This window comes from Catelliglobosispora koreensis DSM 44566, from assembly GCF_000379685.1.
In the GTDB taxonomy this organism is placed as follows: Bacteria; Actinomycetota; Actinomycetes; order Mycobacteriales; family Micromonosporaceae; genus Catelliglobosispora; species Catelliglobosispora koreensis.
On sequence record NZ_KB903289.1, the window covers coordinates 182,425 to 198,423 of the forward strand.

19 protein-coding genes are annotated in these 15,999 nt (G+C 65.7%); 10 read left to right on the top strand and 9 right to left on the bottom strand.

The features are described from left to right. Positions 1-3: 3 nt before the first annotated feature. Complete coding sequence (locus A3E1_RS48865; protein WP_281167406.1) at positions 4-126, bottom strand: hypothetical protein; 123 nt, start codon at positions 124-126, stop codon at positions 4-6. Between the two features lie 40 nt (positions 127-166). Here A3E1_RS48865 and A3E1_RS0128770 point away from each other — a divergent pair, with 40 nt between their 5' ends. The 3 genes from A3E1_RS0128770 to A3E1_RS0128780 are packed head-to-tail and all read left to right on the top strand — an operon-like array spanning position 167 to position 2,444. Continuing rightward, positions 167-1,279, top strand: a complete 1,113-nt coding sequence (locus A3E1_RS0128770) for a globin domain-containing protein (protein ID WP_020524264.1) — start codon at positions 167-169, stop codon at positions 1,277-1,279. Positions 1,280-1,299: 20 nt separating this feature from the next. Next, positions 1,300-1,902 (top strand): pyridoxamine 5'-phosphate oxidase family protein, encoded by a 603-nt coding sequence (locus tag A3E1_RS0128775; RefSeq protein ID WP_020524265.1) that lies wholly within the window; start codon positions 1,300-1,302, stop codon positions 1,900-1,902. 8 nt (positions 1,903-1,910) lie between these two features. Then, entirely contained in the window at positions 1,911-2,444 is a 534-nt protein-coding gene (locus A3E1_RS0128780) for a gamma carbonic anhydrase family protein (RefSeq protein WP_020524266.1), read from the top strand. Here the strand turns inward: A3E1_RS0128780 and A3E1_RS0128785 are convergent, their stop codons facing one another. The 6 genes from A3E1_RS0128785 to A3E1_RS42620 all read right to left on the bottom strand — a co-directional run bounded on the left by A3E1_RS0128785 (position 2,445) and on the right by A3E1_RS42620 (position 8,431). Next, positions 2,445-3,539: a PH domain-containing protein gene (locus A3E1_RS0128785; protein WP_026208940.1), complete on the bottom strand. Its 1,095-nt coding sequence runs from the start codon at positions 3,537-3,539 to the stop codon at positions 2,445-2,447. A 5-nt stretch (positions 3,540-3,544) separates the two neighbouring features. Continuing rightward, positions 3,545-5,218: a hypothetical protein gene (locus A3E1_RS0128790; RefSeq protein WP_020524267.1), complete on the bottom strand. Its 1,674-nt coding sequence runs from the start codon at positions 5,216-5,218 to the stop codon at positions 3,545-3,547. Positions 5,219-5,288: 70 nt separating this feature from the next. Next, positions 5,289-6,080: a class I SAM-dependent methyltransferase gene (locus A3E1_RS42610; protein WP_051105180.1), complete on the bottom strand. Its 792-nt coding sequence runs from the start codon at positions 6,078-6,080 to the stop codon at positions 5,289-5,291. A gap of 12 nt (positions 6,081-6,092) precedes the next feature. Beyond that, entirely contained in the window at positions 6,093-7,259 is a 1,167-nt protein-coding gene (locus tag A3E1_RS42615) for a histidine kinase (RefSeq protein ID WP_020524269.1), read from the bottom strand. Positions 7,260-7,287: 28 nt separating this feature from the next. Beyond that, positions 7,288-7,800, bottom strand: a complete 513-nt coding sequence (locus tag A3E1_RS0128805) for a 2'-5' RNA ligase family protein (protein WP_020524270.1) — start codon at positions 7,798-7,800, stop codon at positions 7,288-7,290. A 31-nt stretch (positions 7,801-7,831) separates the two neighbouring features. Further along, complete coding sequence (locus A3E1_RS42620; protein ID WP_020524271.1) at positions 7,832-8,431, bottom strand: hypothetical protein; 600 nt, start codon at positions 8,429-8,431, stop codon at positions 7,832-7,834. A gap of 69 nt (positions 8,432-8,500) precedes the next feature. Here A3E1_RS42620 and A3E1_RS45205 point away from each other — a divergent pair, with 69 nt between their 5' ends. The 5 genes from A3E1_RS45205 to A3E1_RS0128835 are packed head-to-tail and all read left to right on the top strand — an operon-like array spanning position 8,501 to position 12,876. Then, a complete protein-coding gene (locus A3E1_RS45205) occupies positions 8,501-9,475 on the top strand; it encodes a tyrosine-type recombinase/integrase (RefSeq protein WP_020524272.1) in 975 nt (324 codons plus the stop codon). Beyond that, positions 9,475-9,786 (top strand): GNAT family N-acetyltransferase, encoded by a 312-nt coding sequence (locus A3E1_RS0128820; protein ID WP_020524273.1) that lies wholly within the window; start codon positions 9,475-9,477, stop codon positions 9,784-9,786. The genes A3E1_RS45205 and A3E1_RS0128820 overlap by 1 nt, the downstream gene beginning before the upstream one ends. A gap of 2 nt (positions 9,787-9,788) precedes the next feature. Next, on the top strand, positions 9,789-10,556 hold the full coding sequence (gene ddaH / locus A3E1_RS0128825) for a dimethylargininase (protein ID WP_020524274.1): 768 nt from the start codon (positions 9,789-9,791) through the stop codon (positions 10,554-10,556). A 40-nt stretch (positions 10,557-10,596) separates the two neighbouring features. Then, positions 10,597-11,076, top strand: coding sequence for a hypothetical protein (locus tag A3E1_RS0128830; RefSeq protein ID WP_020524275.1), 480 nt, complete (start codon positions 10,597-10,599; stop codon positions 11,074-11,076). Positions 11,077-11,133: 57 nt separating this feature from the next. Next, positions 11,134-12,876 carry an ABC transporter ATP-binding protein gene (locus A3E1_RS0128835; protein WP_020524276.1) on the top strand — a complete coding sequence of 581 codons (1,743 nt, stop codon included), beginning with the start codon at positions 11,134-11,136 and terminating at the stop codon, positions 12,874-12,876. Here A3E1_RS0128835 and A3E1_RS0128840 read toward each other — a convergent pair. Beyond that, positions 12,873-13,484, bottom strand: a complete 612-nt coding sequence (locus tag A3E1_RS0128840) for an MBL fold metallo-hydrolase (RefSeq protein WP_020524277.1) — start codon at positions 13,482-13,484, stop codon at positions 12,873-12,875. The two genes, A3E1_RS0128835 and A3E1_RS0128840, sit on opposite strands and share 4 nt — an antisense overlap. 40 nt (positions 13,485-13,524) lie before the next feature. On the opposite strand from A3E1_RS0128840, the gene A3E1_RS42635 reads away from it, so the two are divergent. After that, the gene (locus A3E1_RS42635) at positions 13,525-13,959 is read left to right on the top strand and encodes a PaaI family thioesterase (RefSeq protein WP_020524278.1); all 435 of its coding nucleotides are present in this window, start codon (positions 13,525-13,527) and stop codon (positions 13,957-13,959) included. Between the two features lie 15 nt (positions 13,960-13,974). Next, a complete protein-coding gene (locus A3E1_RS0128850; RefSeq protein ID WP_020524279.1) occupies positions 13,975-15,069 on the top strand; it encodes a winged helix DNA-binding domain-containing protein in 1,095 nt (364 codons plus the stop codon). Here the strand turns inward: A3E1_RS0128850 and A3E1_RS42640 are convergent. Further along, on the bottom strand, positions 15,059-15,994 hold the full coding sequence (locus tag A3E1_RS42640) for an endonuclease/exonuclease/phosphatase family protein (protein ID WP_063825171.1): 936 nt from the start codon (positions 15,992-15,994) through the stop codon (positions 15,059-15,061). The genes A3E1_RS0128850 and A3E1_RS42640 overlap by 11 nt on opposite strands. Positions 15,995-15,999: the final 5 nt, after the last annotated feature.

A 15,999-nucleotide genomic window follows, 5' to 3' on the forward strand; every position in this document is an offset into this window, starting at 1 on the left:
GCCCTATTCGGCGTCGTGTGACAGCAGCGCGAGCTGGATGCGGTTGCCGATCCCGAGCGCCGCCACGTTTCGCACCGGGCCGATATCGCACACCGTGTGCGACATCGGCCGGGGTGCGGCTGTCATACATGTCTGACGATGTTCCCGGCCGGGAGGAACCAGGCTCGTGGGCGCTGATCTATCAGCATTACTCAAGGAAAGCTGGACCCTGGTCGAGGAGGACCAGGAAAGAGTCGCCGGATACTTCTACGCCCACATATTCACCGCTCATCCGCACCTGCGCGACATGTTCCCGGTGCAGATGCAGCTGCAACGCGAACGGCTGCTCTCGGCGATCGTGTCCACCGTGCACGGCTTCAACGACCTGGAACGCACCGACACCTACCTGCGTCAGCTCGGCCGCGACCACAAGAAGTTCTCCGTCGAGCCGGAGCACTACGCGCTGGTCAAATCGGCCCTGCTGCGCGCGTTGCGCTACTACGCCCGCGGCGGCTGGAACCTGCAATTCGAACAAGCGTGGAGCGATGTCTACGACCTGATCGCCGCGAAGATGATCGCCGGAGCCAACGAGGACGACTCACCGCCTTACTGGTACGCCGAAGTCGTCGCCCACGAACGCCGCGGCCGTGACGTCGCCGTGTTCACGTGCCGGCCGTTGCGGCCCATGCTCTTTGAGCCCGGGCAGTACTGCAGCCTCGAAACCCACTACCAGCCACGCATGTGGCGCACGTATTCGATGGCCAACGCTCCCCGCCCCGATAACACCATCGACTTTCACGTGCGTGCCCTGGATTCCGGCTGGGTTTCCGGGCCGCTGGTGTGGCGGCTGCGTCCCGGCGACCTGATCAAAATGGCCGCGCCCATGGGCTCGATGACGCTGGACCGCCAGTCCAAACGCGACATCGTGTGCGTGGCCGGCGGCACCGGGCTCGCCCCGATCAAGGCGATCATCGATGAGCTGAGCCGGCATCACAACCGGTCGCGGTTCGTGCACCTGTTCCGTGGGGTGCGCACGCGCGACGACCTCTACGACCGGGCACACCTCGACGAGCTGGTAGCCGCCTACCCGTGGCTGGTGCTCACGCGAGCTGTCAGCGACGATCCCACCTTCGCCGAAGCCGAGCACGGCAACGTCTCCGACGTCTTGCGCCGCACCGGCCCGTGGCAAAACCACGACTTCTACGTCTGCGGCTCCCCCGCCATGGTGTCAGCGACGCTGCGGGCCATCAGCGACATGAACGTGCCCCGGATGCGCGTCAGGTACGACACGTTCGCCTAACACCCCTTGAGGAGCAACGCATGAGCGCCCTTCTCCCACAGACCGGTGAACATGAGCTACAGCAACGTTTCGGCACCACCGAACGGGCCACCCGGTTTTACCGCGACCAGATGACCTCGCGCCTGAACACGAAAATGCGTGCCTTCATCGCCGAACAGGAAATGATGTTCGTGGCGACCGCTAACGCGGCAGGCGACTGCGACAACACCTTCCGCGCCGGGCCGCCCGGTTTCGTGCACACGCTCAGCGACACCGAACTGACCTGGCCGGAATACCGCGGCAACGGCGTGATGGCCTCCCTGGGCAACATCACCGAAAACGCGCACGTCGGCATTCTGTTCGTCGACTTCTTCCGCAACGTCATCGGGCTGCACGTCAACGGAAGCGCCACGATCGTCGACGACGCCCAGATGCGCCTGGCTCGCCCGGCCCTGCCCTTGGATCCGGCTCCCGGCCGCCGCCCGGAACGGTGGGTCGTCGTGCACGTGCACGAGGCCTACGTGCACTGCGCCAAGCACATTCCCCGGCTATCCAAAGCCGACACCGGCACACGCGCGTGGGGCAGTGACGACGTGCGCCGTAAGGGTGGCGACTTCTTCGGCGTCGCCGCCGGGCAACAATAATTGAGGTCATGACCGCTTGGATCTCGCCTGACGCGACCGTGCAAGGAAACGTGACCCTCGGCGATGGCTGCCGCATCATGCCCGGTGCCCGCGTCGTCGCCGAATCAGGAGGCACCATCACGCTTGGGCGCAACTGCATCGTGCTGGAAAACGCTGTCATCCGCGCGACCGGCAGCCATCCGTGCGTCATCGGCGACCACTGCCTCATCGGCCCCAGCGCCCATATCGTCGGCGCCACCTTGGAGGATCAGGTCTTCATCGCCACGAGCGCCGCTGTCTTTCACGGTGCCCACCTTGGCCGCGGCAGCGAAGTGCGCGTCCACGCGACCGTCCACTTGCGCACGACCCTGCCGCCATCGACCGTCGTGCCGATCGGCTGGGTCGCTGTCGGCGGCCAGATCCTGTCGCCGGACAAGCACGAGGAGATTTGGGCCGCCCAGAAGCCGCTAGATTTCCCCGGCTACGTCTACGGCATCGACCGCGAGACCCCTGACCTGATGGTCCATGTCACCACCCGCCTGTCCACCGCCCTGGGCGAGTAGTCACTGGACCCAGAACTTCTTAATGGTCAGGCCCTGACCGAGCGCATGGTCGCGTAACTCGTGGAACAAATTTTCCATGAACGCGGCGGGCCGCTCCCGCACCGGCGGTTCGGTGGCGGTCATGCCGACGATGGTGCGCGTGACGGGTTTACCGCGACGGCCGATCTTGTCGGTGACGAGCCGCAACCGGGCATGGCCCACGAGCGCCAGCCACAGCGGCTGTTCGAAATGGACCGAAGCGACCTGGTAGAGCCACACCGAGTCCAGGCGGCGGGTCAGGACGCCTTCTTTGATGTCGATGCGGCCTTCAAAGATCTGATAGCGGGTCGACAGCGCCAGCAGCACCCCGTGGAAAATCATGACCGCGGCGCTGACGACGAGCAGGAAACCCAGTAGTTGCAACGCGGACGCCATGCGGCTGACCGTCACGTCAAGGGCCGCCTCAGCGGCGGCGAGCTCTTCGCGTACCGCCCGCAGCTGAGCCTGGCTGGCCCCGCTGCGCTGCATGAACTCCAGCTGTTCGCGCAGATCGGAGGCACGCCGGCCCGGGGTCAGGAAAAAGAAGAAATCGGCGATACCGCGAAGTCCAGCCGTCGGCCGGGCCACCACTAGATAAAACCCAAGCGCACCAAGCAAAGCGGCTAACAGAAACCGTCCCAGCAAGGAGCTGATCGCGCGGCGCCCAGAAACGACAAGTTGCCCTTTGGCCGCTCCAGGGTCCGCCGCCCCGCCATTCGGAGGCGGGGCGGCGGACTGGCCGAGCTGAGCGAGCTTCTGTCTGGCGGCGGAGAAATCAGGGGCGACACGCAACGCCGTCGTGAACGCTTCCCGTGCCGTTTGCTTGTCGCCCATGGCCAGCATCGTGATGCCAACGCTGTAGTGCGCCCACGGATCGTTGGGCCGCAACGCCACTAGCTTGACGAACGCGTCAGCGGCTGCCTGCAGGTTGTTTGTGCGGTACATCGCGGTGCCATAGGCGTACAAGGCGTCGGGGTCGCTGGGATGCGAACCGAGATAGTGGCCGAGAACCTGGGCGGCCGGAGCGTAACTGCCAGCCCGCATCAGGCCGTCCGCGAGCTTGAGGTGGCCATCCATGATGCTCAATCTCCTTCCTGTGCCTCATCCTCACCGTTGCCGGGCGTGTTCGCATCGGGAGGCTCACGAAACCAGCTGCCTTCCGGGTCAGCGCCATCGGGCAACTCGGCGAACCCAAAGAAGCCAGCCCCTGGGCTGTCCGGCGCCCCCGCCGGGGGCGTCTGGATGTCGCGGAACTCGATACCTTGTTTCTGCAAGCCTTCCGAGATGCCGGTTACATGGGTACTGCCGGAGTTGGTCACGACGAGGTGGACCTCGGACGGCATGGGTGCTCCGGTGGAAACGGCTTCCCGTGCGGCGGAGATGGACTCACGGACCTCAGCGATGCGTGGCACATCGTCAAAAGCCTTGTCGTTGGCGCGTGCCGCGAGGTTGTCGAGATTGACCTCAAGGTTCTTCGTCAGTGCGCTGGCACCGCTTATCGGACGGTCACTCTTAAGCGACTTGTTGTCCAAGATATGAATCTCCAGTGGACCGTCAGTCTTGAACGCGACGCCGTCGAAACCCCTGGCGCTGGCCGCGTGCCCGGCCGCTCCGCTGGGCCCTTCCAGAAACGCCCACCCCGATTCCTGGTTGTAGAAAAACCCCATCCCCTGTTCGCCCTCGTGCCCACGGGCCAGGTGCTTGGCCATGTCGCGGTGCGCGACTTGCATCGCGTCGGTTTCGACAATGCCGGCCACGATCTGCTCGACCTCATCGGTGGAGTGGGCCACCGCTTCGGCGCCTTCTTTAGCACCCTTTTCGGCGAACTCCTTGGCCACGAACTTCATACCCGCCTTGACCAACCCGACGCCGTCGATAGCGTCGATGACCCATTCGATCGGGCCGATTCCTTCACTTTCGAGGCCCGGCTCACCGGCAACGCGGGTGTGGTTTTCCAGTGGCTCACCGGTTTCCGGGACCACCGAGCCAACTTTGATGTCAGCGTTTCGCTCAACGGGCACGGTCTCAGAAGGTTTGAACGGCAGCGGAACCTGTTCAGTCCACGTGACTTTGGCCCGGATGTCGTGCACGTTCATGGGTTTGCCGTCATAGGGGCTGCGCGGATGGTCAGACTCGGTGTGCTCGTCTTGGTATTTCGGCGGTGCCATCGCGTTGTCGGCACACGAAACCGCGTACACCTCAACGATTTCCAGCTTCTCGCCCGCCGGGGTGCGCAGGTTCGCTGAGCGCAGCTTCTTTTCGGCCGTCGCAAGGTAGGACAACATCCAGTCCTGCTCCCACCGGGCGGTTACCTCAGGGTCGCGTTCGCGTTCCAGGGCTTGCCCGGTGTACTGGCGTACCGCGCTCGCTTCAGGTGAAGAAGCCTTCCCGTCACCGGAGACGGAAAGCATCGCCCCGTCGCGGTCCTTGAACGACAGCGCATACGCCCCGGAACCCGACGAGCTGACCCGAAGTTCATAACCGGGGCCGGAGACAAAGACTTCAGCTCCCCCACCGGAATCGAGCATCGCGTCAACCCGCCCGTGCGCCTTGAACGCCTCCTGGGCGATCGGATCGCCGTTGCTCAGCCGCATCCCGGCTTCCGCGTTGGCGAGCCCTTCGGCCAGGCGTTTGGCACTGGCTTCAGGCAGAGACCAGATATCGACGCTCAAAGCGTCAAGAAGCAGCTGCTGCGCCTCAGTGAACGCTGGGTGCGGCTCGGAAACCAAGTGTGGCTGAGCGCTCGTGGACGTCATGCGTACCGCCCTGGACTCCCCCGTCCGCGGCCTGGAACTGGCCCGCTGACCTCAGTATGCCCCCGGCCGGCTAGAGCGCGATAGTGCCTGTGACGTGCCAGATCGGGTGCTGGGCGCGGATGAGGCGGTCCGGGATCGGGAGGTCTTCGGCCAGGTAGCAACGGGTGGCCCAAGCGGGCGCCAAAGAGGCCGGGTCGCTGCTAAAGCCGGTGAACGGCGAGCCGCGCTGAGCCATGAACGCCAGGAACTCCTGATTGGACGGTTCGTCGCGGAACGCCTCGTGCGGAATGTCGAAGGCGAGGCACGAGCCGGGAAAGACCAGGTTCGCGATCAGGTCGCGGGCGAAATCGGTTGAGGTGTAATAGAAAAGACCTTCCACCAGCCACACCGCCGGGCGCGCCACGTCGAATCCGGCAGCCCGCAGGGCCATCATCCATTCAGGATCCCTCAAATCAGCTGGTACCCGGATGAGCCGGCACGTGGGCTCGAATCCAGCCGTGGCAAGCAGTTGCGTCTTGTGCGGATGCTGGCCGGGAAGGTCAACCTCGAACAGCGTCACGGAGGCGGGCAGCCCGAGACGCCACGCGCGGGCATCACTGCCGGCGGCGAGCAGGACGACCTGGTCGAGCCCGCCGGCCACCGCGTCGCCAATGAGCTGGTCGCCGAGCCAGCCCCGGCTGATGACGACTTCGGACGGGCCGCCAAGCCCCGTCAGCAGCTCGGCTGGTTCCGTGGAGTGCCCGCACAGCACACCCGCGCACGGGTCGCTCAGAAAGGCGTCGGGCCGCAGCGTCTCGCGGTAACGGATGCTGGCCATCCAGTCGCTTGTGCTGCGTACGCCCTCGTCAGGCCTTTGCCCCATTACTCCATCTTGTCAGCATTCTTCTTCCTCCCCGGGCGGCAGCGGCAAAGCGGCGTGCAGCGTATAGCCGCCGTCCTCGCGCGGCCCGGTGGTCAGCGTGCCGCGCATGTGCGTGATGCGTTCGGACAGCCCGATCAGCCCGAGCCCGCCCGAGGGCATTTCAGCGCTCGGCCCGGTCGCGGGGCCATTGCTGACGGTGATGTCGAGCTGGCTTTCGCCGTAATGCAGGTTGACCGTCGTTGGTGGCGTGCCGGCGTGCTTGGCGATGTTGGTCAGGGCTTCCTGGATCACGCGGTAGACGGTGAGTTCGATGGCTGGCGGCAGCGGCCGCGGGTCACCTGTGCGGTGCAGCACCGCGATCAGGCCAGCGTCTTTGGTTTCCCCGACGAGCCGGTCGATATCGGCAGCGCTCGGCTGTGGCGTGAGCGAGGCGCTGCCGTCAGCGCGCAGGACGCTGAGCATTTGGCGCAGCTCGGTCATGGCTTGCCGGCCCAGCGTCCGGATGAGAGCGGCGTGTTTGGCGGTGTCCGGGCTCGGGGCGCTGAGCTGCATCGCCCCGGCATGCAAGGTGATGAGCGCGACGCGGTGGGCGACGATGTCGTGCATTTCGCGGGCGATAGCGACACGTTCGTCGGCGCGGGCGTTGTCCTCGCGTGCCTTCTGGTTGCGTTCGGCGGTCAGCGCGCGAAACGTCAGGTCTTTCATCATCTGCGTGCGGGTGCGGTACATCCGCCCGAGCAGCACCGGCAGCACCACGAGCACGATGTTGAACGCGGCCGCGTAGTAGGCGGCGGCGAACTTCGGCCACGGCACGCGGGTGGCCGCCACGTACACCGGAATGCTGGTCAGCAGCACACCCGCGACGAGATAGACGATCGCCCACGCCCGGCGCAGCCGCAGGCCGACACACCACGAGGCGACAAAGATCGCCGGCCACAGTCCCGCCAGAAACCAGCCCGCGATGGCCATGACCAGAACCGGCCAGGTGTAGCGGTGCGCGTAGGCGGCCGCCACGCCAGATAGCGCCGCCAGCACCACGGCGGCACCGTTGAGCACCGTGAGCGGGGCGTCCCAGCCTAGAAACGAGGGCAGCCCGTTGTCGATGGTGACGCCGGACAGGAGGAAGACCGCAGCGCCGAGCACCCAGGGCAGGAAACGCATGACCCGGTCGACGCGCATGATTCGTACATTAGCCGCAACAGGGTGCTTATCGTGCTCGGAGCGGAAACTCGCACAGCGTGTACCAGTTCGCCTCCGTGCGCGCCATCAGGCGCACGTGAGTCACGCTGGCGTGCACGGGAAGCGCCGCTGTGACGTCTTGGGCGGCCGCTTGCAGCACCGGCAGCGGATGGTCGTGTCCGACGGTCAAGTGGGGCACAACATCATCATGTTCGCCGCCGTAAGGCTTGAACCCAGGAAACGCCTCGCACACGGCTAGGGTCAGCTCGCGAAACCGTTGCGCTGGTTCAGGTTTGAGCCAGCACACCGAGTCGCCGAACCACGCCACCTCGGCGAAACTGGCGGCGAACGCCTCGTACCGGCCGATGGTGTGGCTCAGGATTTCCAGCACCGTCGGCGTAATCTCGGTCGGCTTCAGGAACGGGTAAAGGACGGTCACGTGTGCGGGCACTCCATGTGCCGCTGAACTGTCCAAAGTGGCCCGATGGTGCCGGACGGCTAGTTCAGCCTCCGGCACCGCGATAATCAGCCCCGTTTCCACACGGTCATTTTGCCACCGCGCACGCCGGCGGTCAGCAGAAGTCGGTGCCTGACTGCCAGCTGGACTTGAGGTAGCTGGCCTCACCCGCGACCATGGCGATGGTCTTCTTCGCCCCGTCGAGGTCGAACAAGATGCCGCGGCCGGTGCCGGTCGTGACGAGGTAGGCGTAGATCGAGCCCTTGGTCAGGTCCTCCCCGATCGCGGGATAGATCGACTGCAGGCCCGCCAGGTTGGTGCCCAGCCACGCGCCCGACGGCGTCGGGATCGTGGTGGAACGGTTCGTCACCAAATACAGTGTGCCGTCCGGGCGAAACGACAGGCGGATGTCCTTCCACACGCCCTTGCCACGGGCGAACGTGTTCTGGGCACACATTTCGCCACCGGTCTTGACCTCGTCGAGGTGCCCGGCCGTTTGCAGGTCGGCGAGCTTGAGTCCCAGCTGGTAAGGCCCGGCCCCGTCGACGGTGAAGTGGATCTGCGGCGACGGTGACGCGCTAGGGGCGGCGGAAGCGGAGGCGGCTGCCGTAGCCGATGGCGTAGCGTTCGGGTTTTCCCCGGCAGAAGGGGACTTCTTGCCGCAGCCAGTGGCCGCGGCAAGCAAGACGACGAAAATGAGGGCAGCTCGCTTCATGGTCCTTAGTGGAGCGTATCCGCTCACGTTTCGCAGTCCGCTGCCTGACAATGCGTATCCTTTGTGACCATGGGTTCTGAGCTGGTGCCGGTTGCGGCGGGTGGCCGCGATCAGCGTATCGCGGGCCTCGCCCAGGTATTCATCCAAGGCAGACGCTCCCCCCACACCCGCCGGGCCTATGAGCAGCACCTGGGCACGTGGATCGACTGGTGCGCCGGCAACGGCGTCGACCTGCTGGAGGCCCGTCATGCGCACGTGTCGCTGTGGCTGGCGTTCCTGCAGGAGGCGGGCGCTTCTGATTCGACGCGGGCGGCTCGGCTGTCGGCGATCTCCTCGTGGTACCGGTGGATGCAGCGGGAAGGTGTCGTGACCCGCAATCCGGCCACACTGCTGCCTGAGGAGCGGCCCCGCCCCAACCCTGAGCACACGCCCGCGTTGTCGGCTAAGCAGGCTGAGCTGCTTTTGGCGGCCGCTGACGCCGACGGTCACCGCAGCTCTGCGCTGATCGCGCTGATGCTCTACACCGGTGCCCGCATCGGCGAGCTGCTGCCCGCCCAGATCTCCGACATCATCCAGGAAGCCGGCGTTCCCGTGCTGCGCATCGTCGGCAAGGGACGCAAACGCCGCAGCCTGCCCGTGATCCCGGCGGTCTATCAGCGCCTCGACCGCTATCTGCGCAGCCGCCCGCACGCCGCCGACCTGCTGCCCACCCTGCCCGGCCACGTGAACGCCCGCTCCCAGCCTTTGTTCGTGACCTCGACCGGCAAACCGCTGGACCCCAAGCAAGTCCGCCGGATTCTGCTGCGCTGTGCGAAACGGGCCGGCCTGGAACCCGAAGTCGTCGCCCAGCTCACGCCACACTCGACCCGCGCCACCTATGCCACGAGCAACCTGGCCGCCGGGACGCCGCTGCGTGACGTGCAATACGCGCTCGGGCACGAGGACCCGCGCACGACCGAAGGCTACGACCGCTCCGACCTGCAACTGGACCGGCACCCGTCGAGCCGCTTGGCCGCCGTCATCCGCCCGCCTACCGTGATTTGATGGTGAGCGTGCAGATAACCATCAGCGATGTGCCCGGCAAGGAACGTTTCGAAGCGCGCGACGACAAGGGTGACTTGGCCGGGTTCGTTACCTATCAGGTGTCCGGCAACATCGTCGTGTACACGCATACCGAGACGATCCCGGAGTTCGCTGGGCAGGGCATCGGGTCACAGCTGGCGCGGGCGGTGCTGGAAGACGCCAAAGCCAAGGGACGCACCGTCGTGCTGATGTGCCCGTTCATCAGCAGCTGGGTGGAGTCACACCACGAATACGACGACATCATCGCCAAGACCACCCGGCGTGTGAAATAGACATGACGCCCACCGCGATCGTCCGCCGTCCCAGCCCGCGCCTGGCCGAAGGCATCGTCACTCACATCGAGCGCACCCCGCTCGACGTGGACCTGGCTTTGCGGCAGCACACGTCCTACGTTGAGGCCTTACGTGGCGCGGGATTCGCCATCATCGAGGCCGAACCGGCCGATGACTGTCCCGATTCGGTGTTCATTGAGGACGCTCTCGTGGTCGTTGGCAAGGTGGCGATCGCGACCCGGCCGGGTGCGCCGGCCCGCCGGGCGGAGGTCAGCGGAGCCGCGCAGGCGGCACGGGAGGCGGGGCTGAAACTGGCCAGCATCGACGCTCCGGCCACTTTGGACGGTGGCGACGTGCTGCAAGTGGGAAACACGATTTACGTGGGCCGTGGCGGGCGCACCGACCGGTACGGCATCCGGGCGTTTCGTGAGATCGTCGAGCCCCTGGGGCGGACAGTCGTGCCGGTGCCGCTCAACGCCGTGCTGCATCTGAAATCGGCCGTCACCGCCCTGCCCGATGGCACGTTCCTGGCGTTGCCTGACCTGGTGCCAGCTGGGCTGTTCCCAGCTGTCCGCCCCGTGACCGAAGAGGCGGGCTGTCATGTCGTGCCCCTGGGCGGCGACCGGATCCTCATCGCCGCGTCGGCGCCGCAGACCGCCGAACATCTCAAAGACCTGGGCTTCACCCCGGTCGTGGTCGACATCAGCGAGTTCGAGAAACTCGAGGGCTGCGTGACCTGCCTGTGCGTCCTTGTCGGGATAGTGTCATAGACATACGTTCATGGGCCGCTGGGGCCTACCTTGCGGGAGCATGAGATTCAAACTCGCAATCGCGACCGCGATCGCCGCAGCGGCAACGGTTCTGGCCGTGCCGACGGCGGCCCATGCCGCCGCTGACGGGCTGGCGTGCTCGGCTGCCGGCAGCTACAGCAAGCCGTTCCCGACTCCGACAACCTTCTGGTTAGTCGGCACCGTCGGAACCTACCGCTACTGGCACGTCACCATTCCGGGCAGCCCGGAAACGTACTCCCGCAGCTATGTCGTTCGCTGCAGCGGCGACACCATCGCCTGGCAGGCCGACCTGACGGTCACCTCCACCAGTGGCGACCGTTGCGGCACAACGTCCACATCGCAGTATCAGTACGTGGGCGCGCGCAGCCACACCGTCCAGCTCGGGCAGTTCTACCTCATCTACAACTACCGGTACTGGCACGTCAAAAAGTTTGTCACCAGTGGCACGTTCGGCTTCTGGGTGTACGACCATTCGGAGCTAGCTCGCTGTCTGTTCTAGCAGGTGACGTAGCTAACGCTTGAAGGTGCGCTGGGATGGCCTGGAGGATGGGGAGGCGTGACCCTCAACGCCCAGAAACCCGCCCGGGCCATCCTCAAACTTCTCGCACCCAGCAAATGGCGCATCGCTTTAGCGGTGCTCACGTTCACCGTCAAGCACAGCCCTGTCTGGCTGCTGCCCATCCTGACCGCCAACATCATTGATGTCGTTGTGGGACACCGGCCGCTGGCCCAGCTTTGGATCAACGCGGCGATCCTGTCGGTGGTGCTGCTGCAAAACGTGCCCACCCACGTGGCCTGGGTGCGGCTTTCCAGCAAGGTGGTACGCCGTATCGGCGTCGACCTGCGCTCAGCCCTGACCCAGCGGATGCAGCAGCTGTCCATCGGCTATCACACCAAGGCCGGATCGTCGCGGTTGCAGAACAAGGTCGTCCGCGACGTGGAAAACGTTGAGCTGATGCTGCAGCAAACCGCGGAAGCGGGAACCTCAGCCGTGGTCACTCTCGTCAGCGCGCTGTTGATGACGGCTCTTCGAGTACCACAGTTTGTTCCTCTGTTCCTGCTTGTTGTTCCTTGTGCCGCAGTGCTTGTCAGCATCGTGCGCAAGCGTGCGGCGATCCGCAACGAGCAGTTCCGCACGCGGGTGGAGCAACTGTCGGCACGGGTCGGGGAAATGACGCACCTGATGCCGATCACGCGGGCGCACGGTCTGGAAAAGACGGCGCTGCGGCGCATTGGCGGCTCGGTGCAAGACGTTGGCGAGGCGGGTCTGCGGCTGGATATGGTCAACGGCCGGCTCGGGGCGATGTCGTGGGTGACCTATCAAATGCTTGGCGCGGCCTGTCTGGTGGCCGCGGCGTGGGCGGCGTGGAGTGGTGCCGTGCCGGTCAGCGCCGGCGATGTCGTGCTGCTCAGTAGCTACTTCGCGTTGCTGACCTCGTCGGTCGTCATGCTTTTCGGCCTCGCCCCGATCATCACCAAGGGACTGGAATCGGTACGCTCGATCGGCGAAGTCCTTCAGGCGCAAGACCTTGAAGACAATGAAGGCAAGACGGCCCTCAAGGAAGTCCAGGGCGCGTTCGAATTGCGTGGCGTGACACTCGTGTTCCCTGACGGCGAAACCACTGGACTGTCCGGACTGGACCTGTCGGTGCGGCCCGGCGAAACGATCGCGATCGTGGGCCCGTCCGGTGCCGGGAAGTCCACGTTGCTCAGTCTGCTGCTCGGTTTCACCCGGCCGACGTCGGGTCAGGTGCTCCTGGACGGCCAGTCGTTGCAGGACATAGATCTGCGCACCTATCGCGGTTTCGTGTCGGTGGTGCCGCAGGATTCGCTGCTGTTCGACGGTTCCGTGCTCGAAAACGTCACCTATGGGCTGGAGACAGTGGCGCCGGAGACGGTGGAGCAAGCCTTGCGCGACGCGAACGCGTGGGACTTCGTCGCCGAGCTGCCCGAAGGCTGGCACACGCGCCTGGGCGAGCGCGGCGCACGGCTGTCGGGCGGTCAGCGCCAGCGACTGGCGATCGCCCGTGCGCTCGTGCGCAATCCGCGGGTGCTCCTGCTCGACGAGGCGACGTCGGCCTTGGACAGTGCGTCTGAAACCCAGGTGCAGCAAGCTTTGTCGCGCTTGATGAAGGGCCGCACGACTTTCGTTGTGGCACACCGGCTCTCCACCATCCGCACCGCCGACCGGCTCGTGGTCCTCGACGCCGGCCGTCTCGTGGAGCTCGGCTCCCACGACGAGCTGCTCACCCGCACCGGCGGCCTCTACGCCCGCATGCACGCCGCCCAGGCGGCTTAAAGATCTATGTGGGTACCAGGGGAAAGGTAGGAGTATTCGGCGCCGGTGTTGTTGTCCATCCAGCCGCTGAAGTTGGCGATGCCGCGCTCGTTGAGCAGGCCGTCGTGAATCGCGATGGCCTGGCGCGGTTTGACCGCCCGGGTGAAGGCGACGGCCTCGCCGAACTTGAGCCACGGGCCTGACGCGGGCACGAGCAGGGTGGTGACCGGCTCGTGCGGCACGAATAGCGAGTCGCCGGGGTGGTAGACCGCGCCGTCGATGATGAAGCCGATGTTGGCGCAGCCGGGCAGGCCGTCGATGATTTCGGCGTGCTTGCCGCCGACCGCCTTGACGTGGAATCCGGCGGCGGTGAACTCGTCGCCAGGCAAGACGGCCTGGGCGTTTGCCGAGCCGATCCGGGCGGTCAGGTCGAGGGTGGTGAAAATGTTGAGGTCTGGCAAGGACTTGAGCCGGTCGAGGTCGGCGTGGTCAGCGTGTTCGTGGGTGATGAGCACATCGGTGGCGCCGTCGAGGGCTTGCGGTTCGGCCCAGACACCCGGGTCGATCACGAGCACCCGGCCGTCTTGTTCCAGGCGGACACAAGCGTGGGTGTATTTGGTCAGCAGCACCCCTACAGCGTAATTCTAGAACGTGTTCTATTTTGTAGGGATGCTGGAAACCTTCGACTTCCCCTGGGTGCGGTTCCTCGGAATGCACATCACTCATATCGCTGACGGAACGTGCACGGCGGTGCTGGATCCGCAGGACGTTCATCTCAACCACAACGAGACGGTCAACGGGCCGGTTCTGTTCGGGGCAGCCGAATACGCCGCTGGCGCGGCCGTGACCGGTGGCATGATGGACCTGCTGCACAACGCCTATGTCGTGGCCAAGACGGCGCAGATAGACTTCCTCGCCCCGGCGCGCGGGCCGGTCACCTGTGCCGCGACCGTTGACGCGGAAGCTTTCACGCAAGCACGCTCCAAAGTGGAGCAACAGCAGCCCGTGGAACTGACCGCCCACGTGACCGCGACGGACAGCCAGGGCAGGCAGGTGGCGACGGTGCGGCTGATTTTCGCGGTACGCCCGAAACGGCAGGCTTGAGATAGGTTGGCGGGCGTGGGTGATCAGCTCAGTCTTCGTGCCCTGAACCGCGCGACCTTGCACCGGCAGCTGCTGCTGCAGCGCAGTCCGCTCACAGCGCTGCAGGTGCTGCACCAGGTCGCTGGCATGCAGGCCCAGGCACCCAACCCGCCCTACTACGGGCTGTGGACGCGGATGGCCGCCTTCACCCAGCAGGATCTGATCACGCTGGTGCAGGACCGTGCCGTGGTGCGCATTTCGCTCATGCGCGGCACGATTCATCTCGTCACCGCCGCTGACTGTCTCGCGTGGCGGCCGCTATTGCAGCCGGTGCACGAGCGTGGCTTCACCGGCAACTGGGGCAAGCACCTGCCTGGCGCCGACCTGGACAGCATTGCCAAGGCTGGGCGGGAGCTGGCCGAGGCCGAACCAATGACCTTCGCCGTGCTGGGCGATCGGCTCAAGGAGAAGTTCCCCGAGCTTGACGGACCGTCGATGGCGCAGGCGATCCGCACCTATGTCCCGCTGGTGCAGGTGCCCCCGCGCGGGCTGTGGGGCTTTTCCGGCCAGGCCAAGCACACCTCGGCCGAGCACTGGCTGGGCCAGCCGCTGCACCCGGCACCGTCGCTTGAGGACATGTTCCTGCGTTACCTGGCCGCGTTTGGCCCGGCCAGCGTCAAGGACGCTCAGGTGTGGTCGGGGCTGACCAGGCTCAAAGAGGTCGCCGACAAGCTGCGGCCACGGCTGCGCGTGTTCCGTAGTCCTGACGGCGTGGAGTTGTTCGACCTGCCCGGCGCGCAACATCCGGCCGAGGACACTCCGGCGCCGGTGCGCTATCTGGCCGAGTTCGAAAACATGCTGCTGTCCTATGACGACCGCACCCGCATCATGAGCGATGACTACCGTCAGCGGATCCTCACGCCCAACGGCGTCTTTCCCGGAGTGTTCACGGTGGACGGTTTCGTGGCCGGCACGTGGAAGGTGAGCGCCACGAAGAAGGCCGCCACGCTGACCGTCACCCCGTTTGCCAAACTCTCCAAACGCACTGTCAAAGAGCTGGAAGCCGAAGGGTCGCTTCTGTTGTCGTTCGCGGCGCCGGGCGTGGCGCACGAGACGGTGTTCACAGTTTGAGGTCTGCCTGCACCGGCCGGTGATCGCTGCCGGTGCGGCCCAGGACAGCGGCGTCAGTGGCGGTCATGCCCTTGATGAGCACGTGATCGATGCGTGCCAGCGGGAACGCCGACGGCCACGTGAACCCAAACCCAAACCCGGCTTGAGCGTGTGCTGAGGTGAGCCCGTAGGTCAGCGGGGCCAGCTCCCGGTCATAGGCGGTGCCGTTGAAATCGCCCAGCACCAGCACTTTGGGCAGCCGCTCACCGGCGATGCTGTCAGCCAGCTCGGTGATGGTGGTGTTGCGCTGCTCCGAGCTGAAACCTTCACTGCCCACGCGCACGGAAGCCAGGTGCGCGACGTAGACCGCGACCGGCCCGCCAGGTGTTTGCACCTGTGCCCGCAGCGCCCGCGTCCAGCCGATGCCGATGTCGACCGACGACGATGTCAGCGGGTGTTTGCTCCACAGGGCGACCGTGCCGCGGGTCGCCGAGTGTGGATACGTTTTGGACAGAACCTGCCGGTACGCCGAGGCGTCGCTGAGTTCCTGCAAGGCGATTAGATCGGCGCCTGTTTCGGCCAGGGCCGCGGCGGTGCCAGCGGGGTCGGGATTGGACGCTCCAACGTTGTGCGAAACGACGCGCAGATCGTGATCGCCGCCGCCTTTGCCGGGCAGGAGCAGCTGGCCGAACTGGCCCAGCCACACGACGGCGAGCAACGCCACCGCGGCAGTGCCCACTTTTGACCGCGTCAGCAACGCCACGGCGAGCAGCAGCGGCACGGCCAAGCCGAGCCAGGGCAGGAAGGTCTCCAGGAAACTGCCTATGTTGCCGAGCCTGTTGGGGACGTAGCGGTGACCGATCATGAGCACGGCGGCCATGGCGGCCAGCGCGGCGATAACCCACCCCGGCCAGCTACGTCGTTTCGTTGGCTGTGGCTCGGTCACGAAGC

Coding starts and splice junctions, on each gene's coding strand:
- ddaH (WP_020524274.1), top strand. CDS start 9,789: ATGACGCCCACCGCGATCGTCCGCCGTCCCAGCCCGCGCCTGGCCGAA.
- A3E1_RS0128830 (WP_020524275.1), top strand. CDS start 10,597: ATGAGATTCAAACTCGCAATCGCGACCGCGATCGCCGCAGCGGCAACG.
- A3E1_RS42635 (WP_020524278.1), top strand. CDS start 13,525: ATGCTGGAAACCTTCGACTTCCCCTGGGTGCGGTTCCTCGGAATGCAC.
- A3E1_RS0128790 (WP_020524267.1), bottom strand. CDS start 5,218: ATGACGTCCACGAGCGCTCAGCCACACTTGGTTTCCGAGCCGCACCCA.
- A3E1_RS42620 (WP_020524271.1), bottom strand. CDS start 8,431: ATGAAGCGAGCTGCCCTCATTTTCGTCGTCTTGCTTGCCGCGGCCACT.
- A3E1_RS0128780 (WP_020524266.1), top strand. CDS start 1,911: ATGACCGCTTGGATCTCGCCTGACGCGACCGTGCAAGGAAACGTGACC.
- A3E1_RS42615 (WP_020524269.1), bottom strand. CDS start 7,259: ATGCGCGTCGACCGGGTCATGCGTTTCCTGCCCTGGGTGCTCGGCGCT.
- A3E1_RS0128820 (WP_020524273.1), top strand. CDS start 9,475: ATGGTGAGCGTGCAGATAACCATCAGCGATGTGCCCGGCAAGGAACGT.
- A3E1_RS42610 (WP_051105180.1), bottom strand. CDS start 6,080: ATGGGGCAAAGGCCTGACGAGGGCGTACGCAGCACAAGCGACTGGATG.
- A3E1_RS48865 (WP_281167406.1), bottom strand. CDS start 126: ATGACAGCCGCACCCCGGCCGATGTCGCACACGGTGTGCGATATCGGC.
- A3E1_RS45205 (WP_020524272.1), top strand. CDS start 8,501: ATGGGTTCTGAGCTGGTGCCGGTTGCGGCGGGTGGCCGCGATCAGCGT.
- A3E1_RS0128775 (WP_020524265.1), top strand. CDS start 1,300: ATGAGCGCCCTTCTCCCACAGACCGGTGAACATGAGCTACAGCAACGT.
- A3E1_RS0128785 (WP_026208940.1), bottom strand. CDS start 3,539: ATGGATGGCCACCTCAAGCTCGCGGACGGCCTGATGCGGGCTGGCAGT.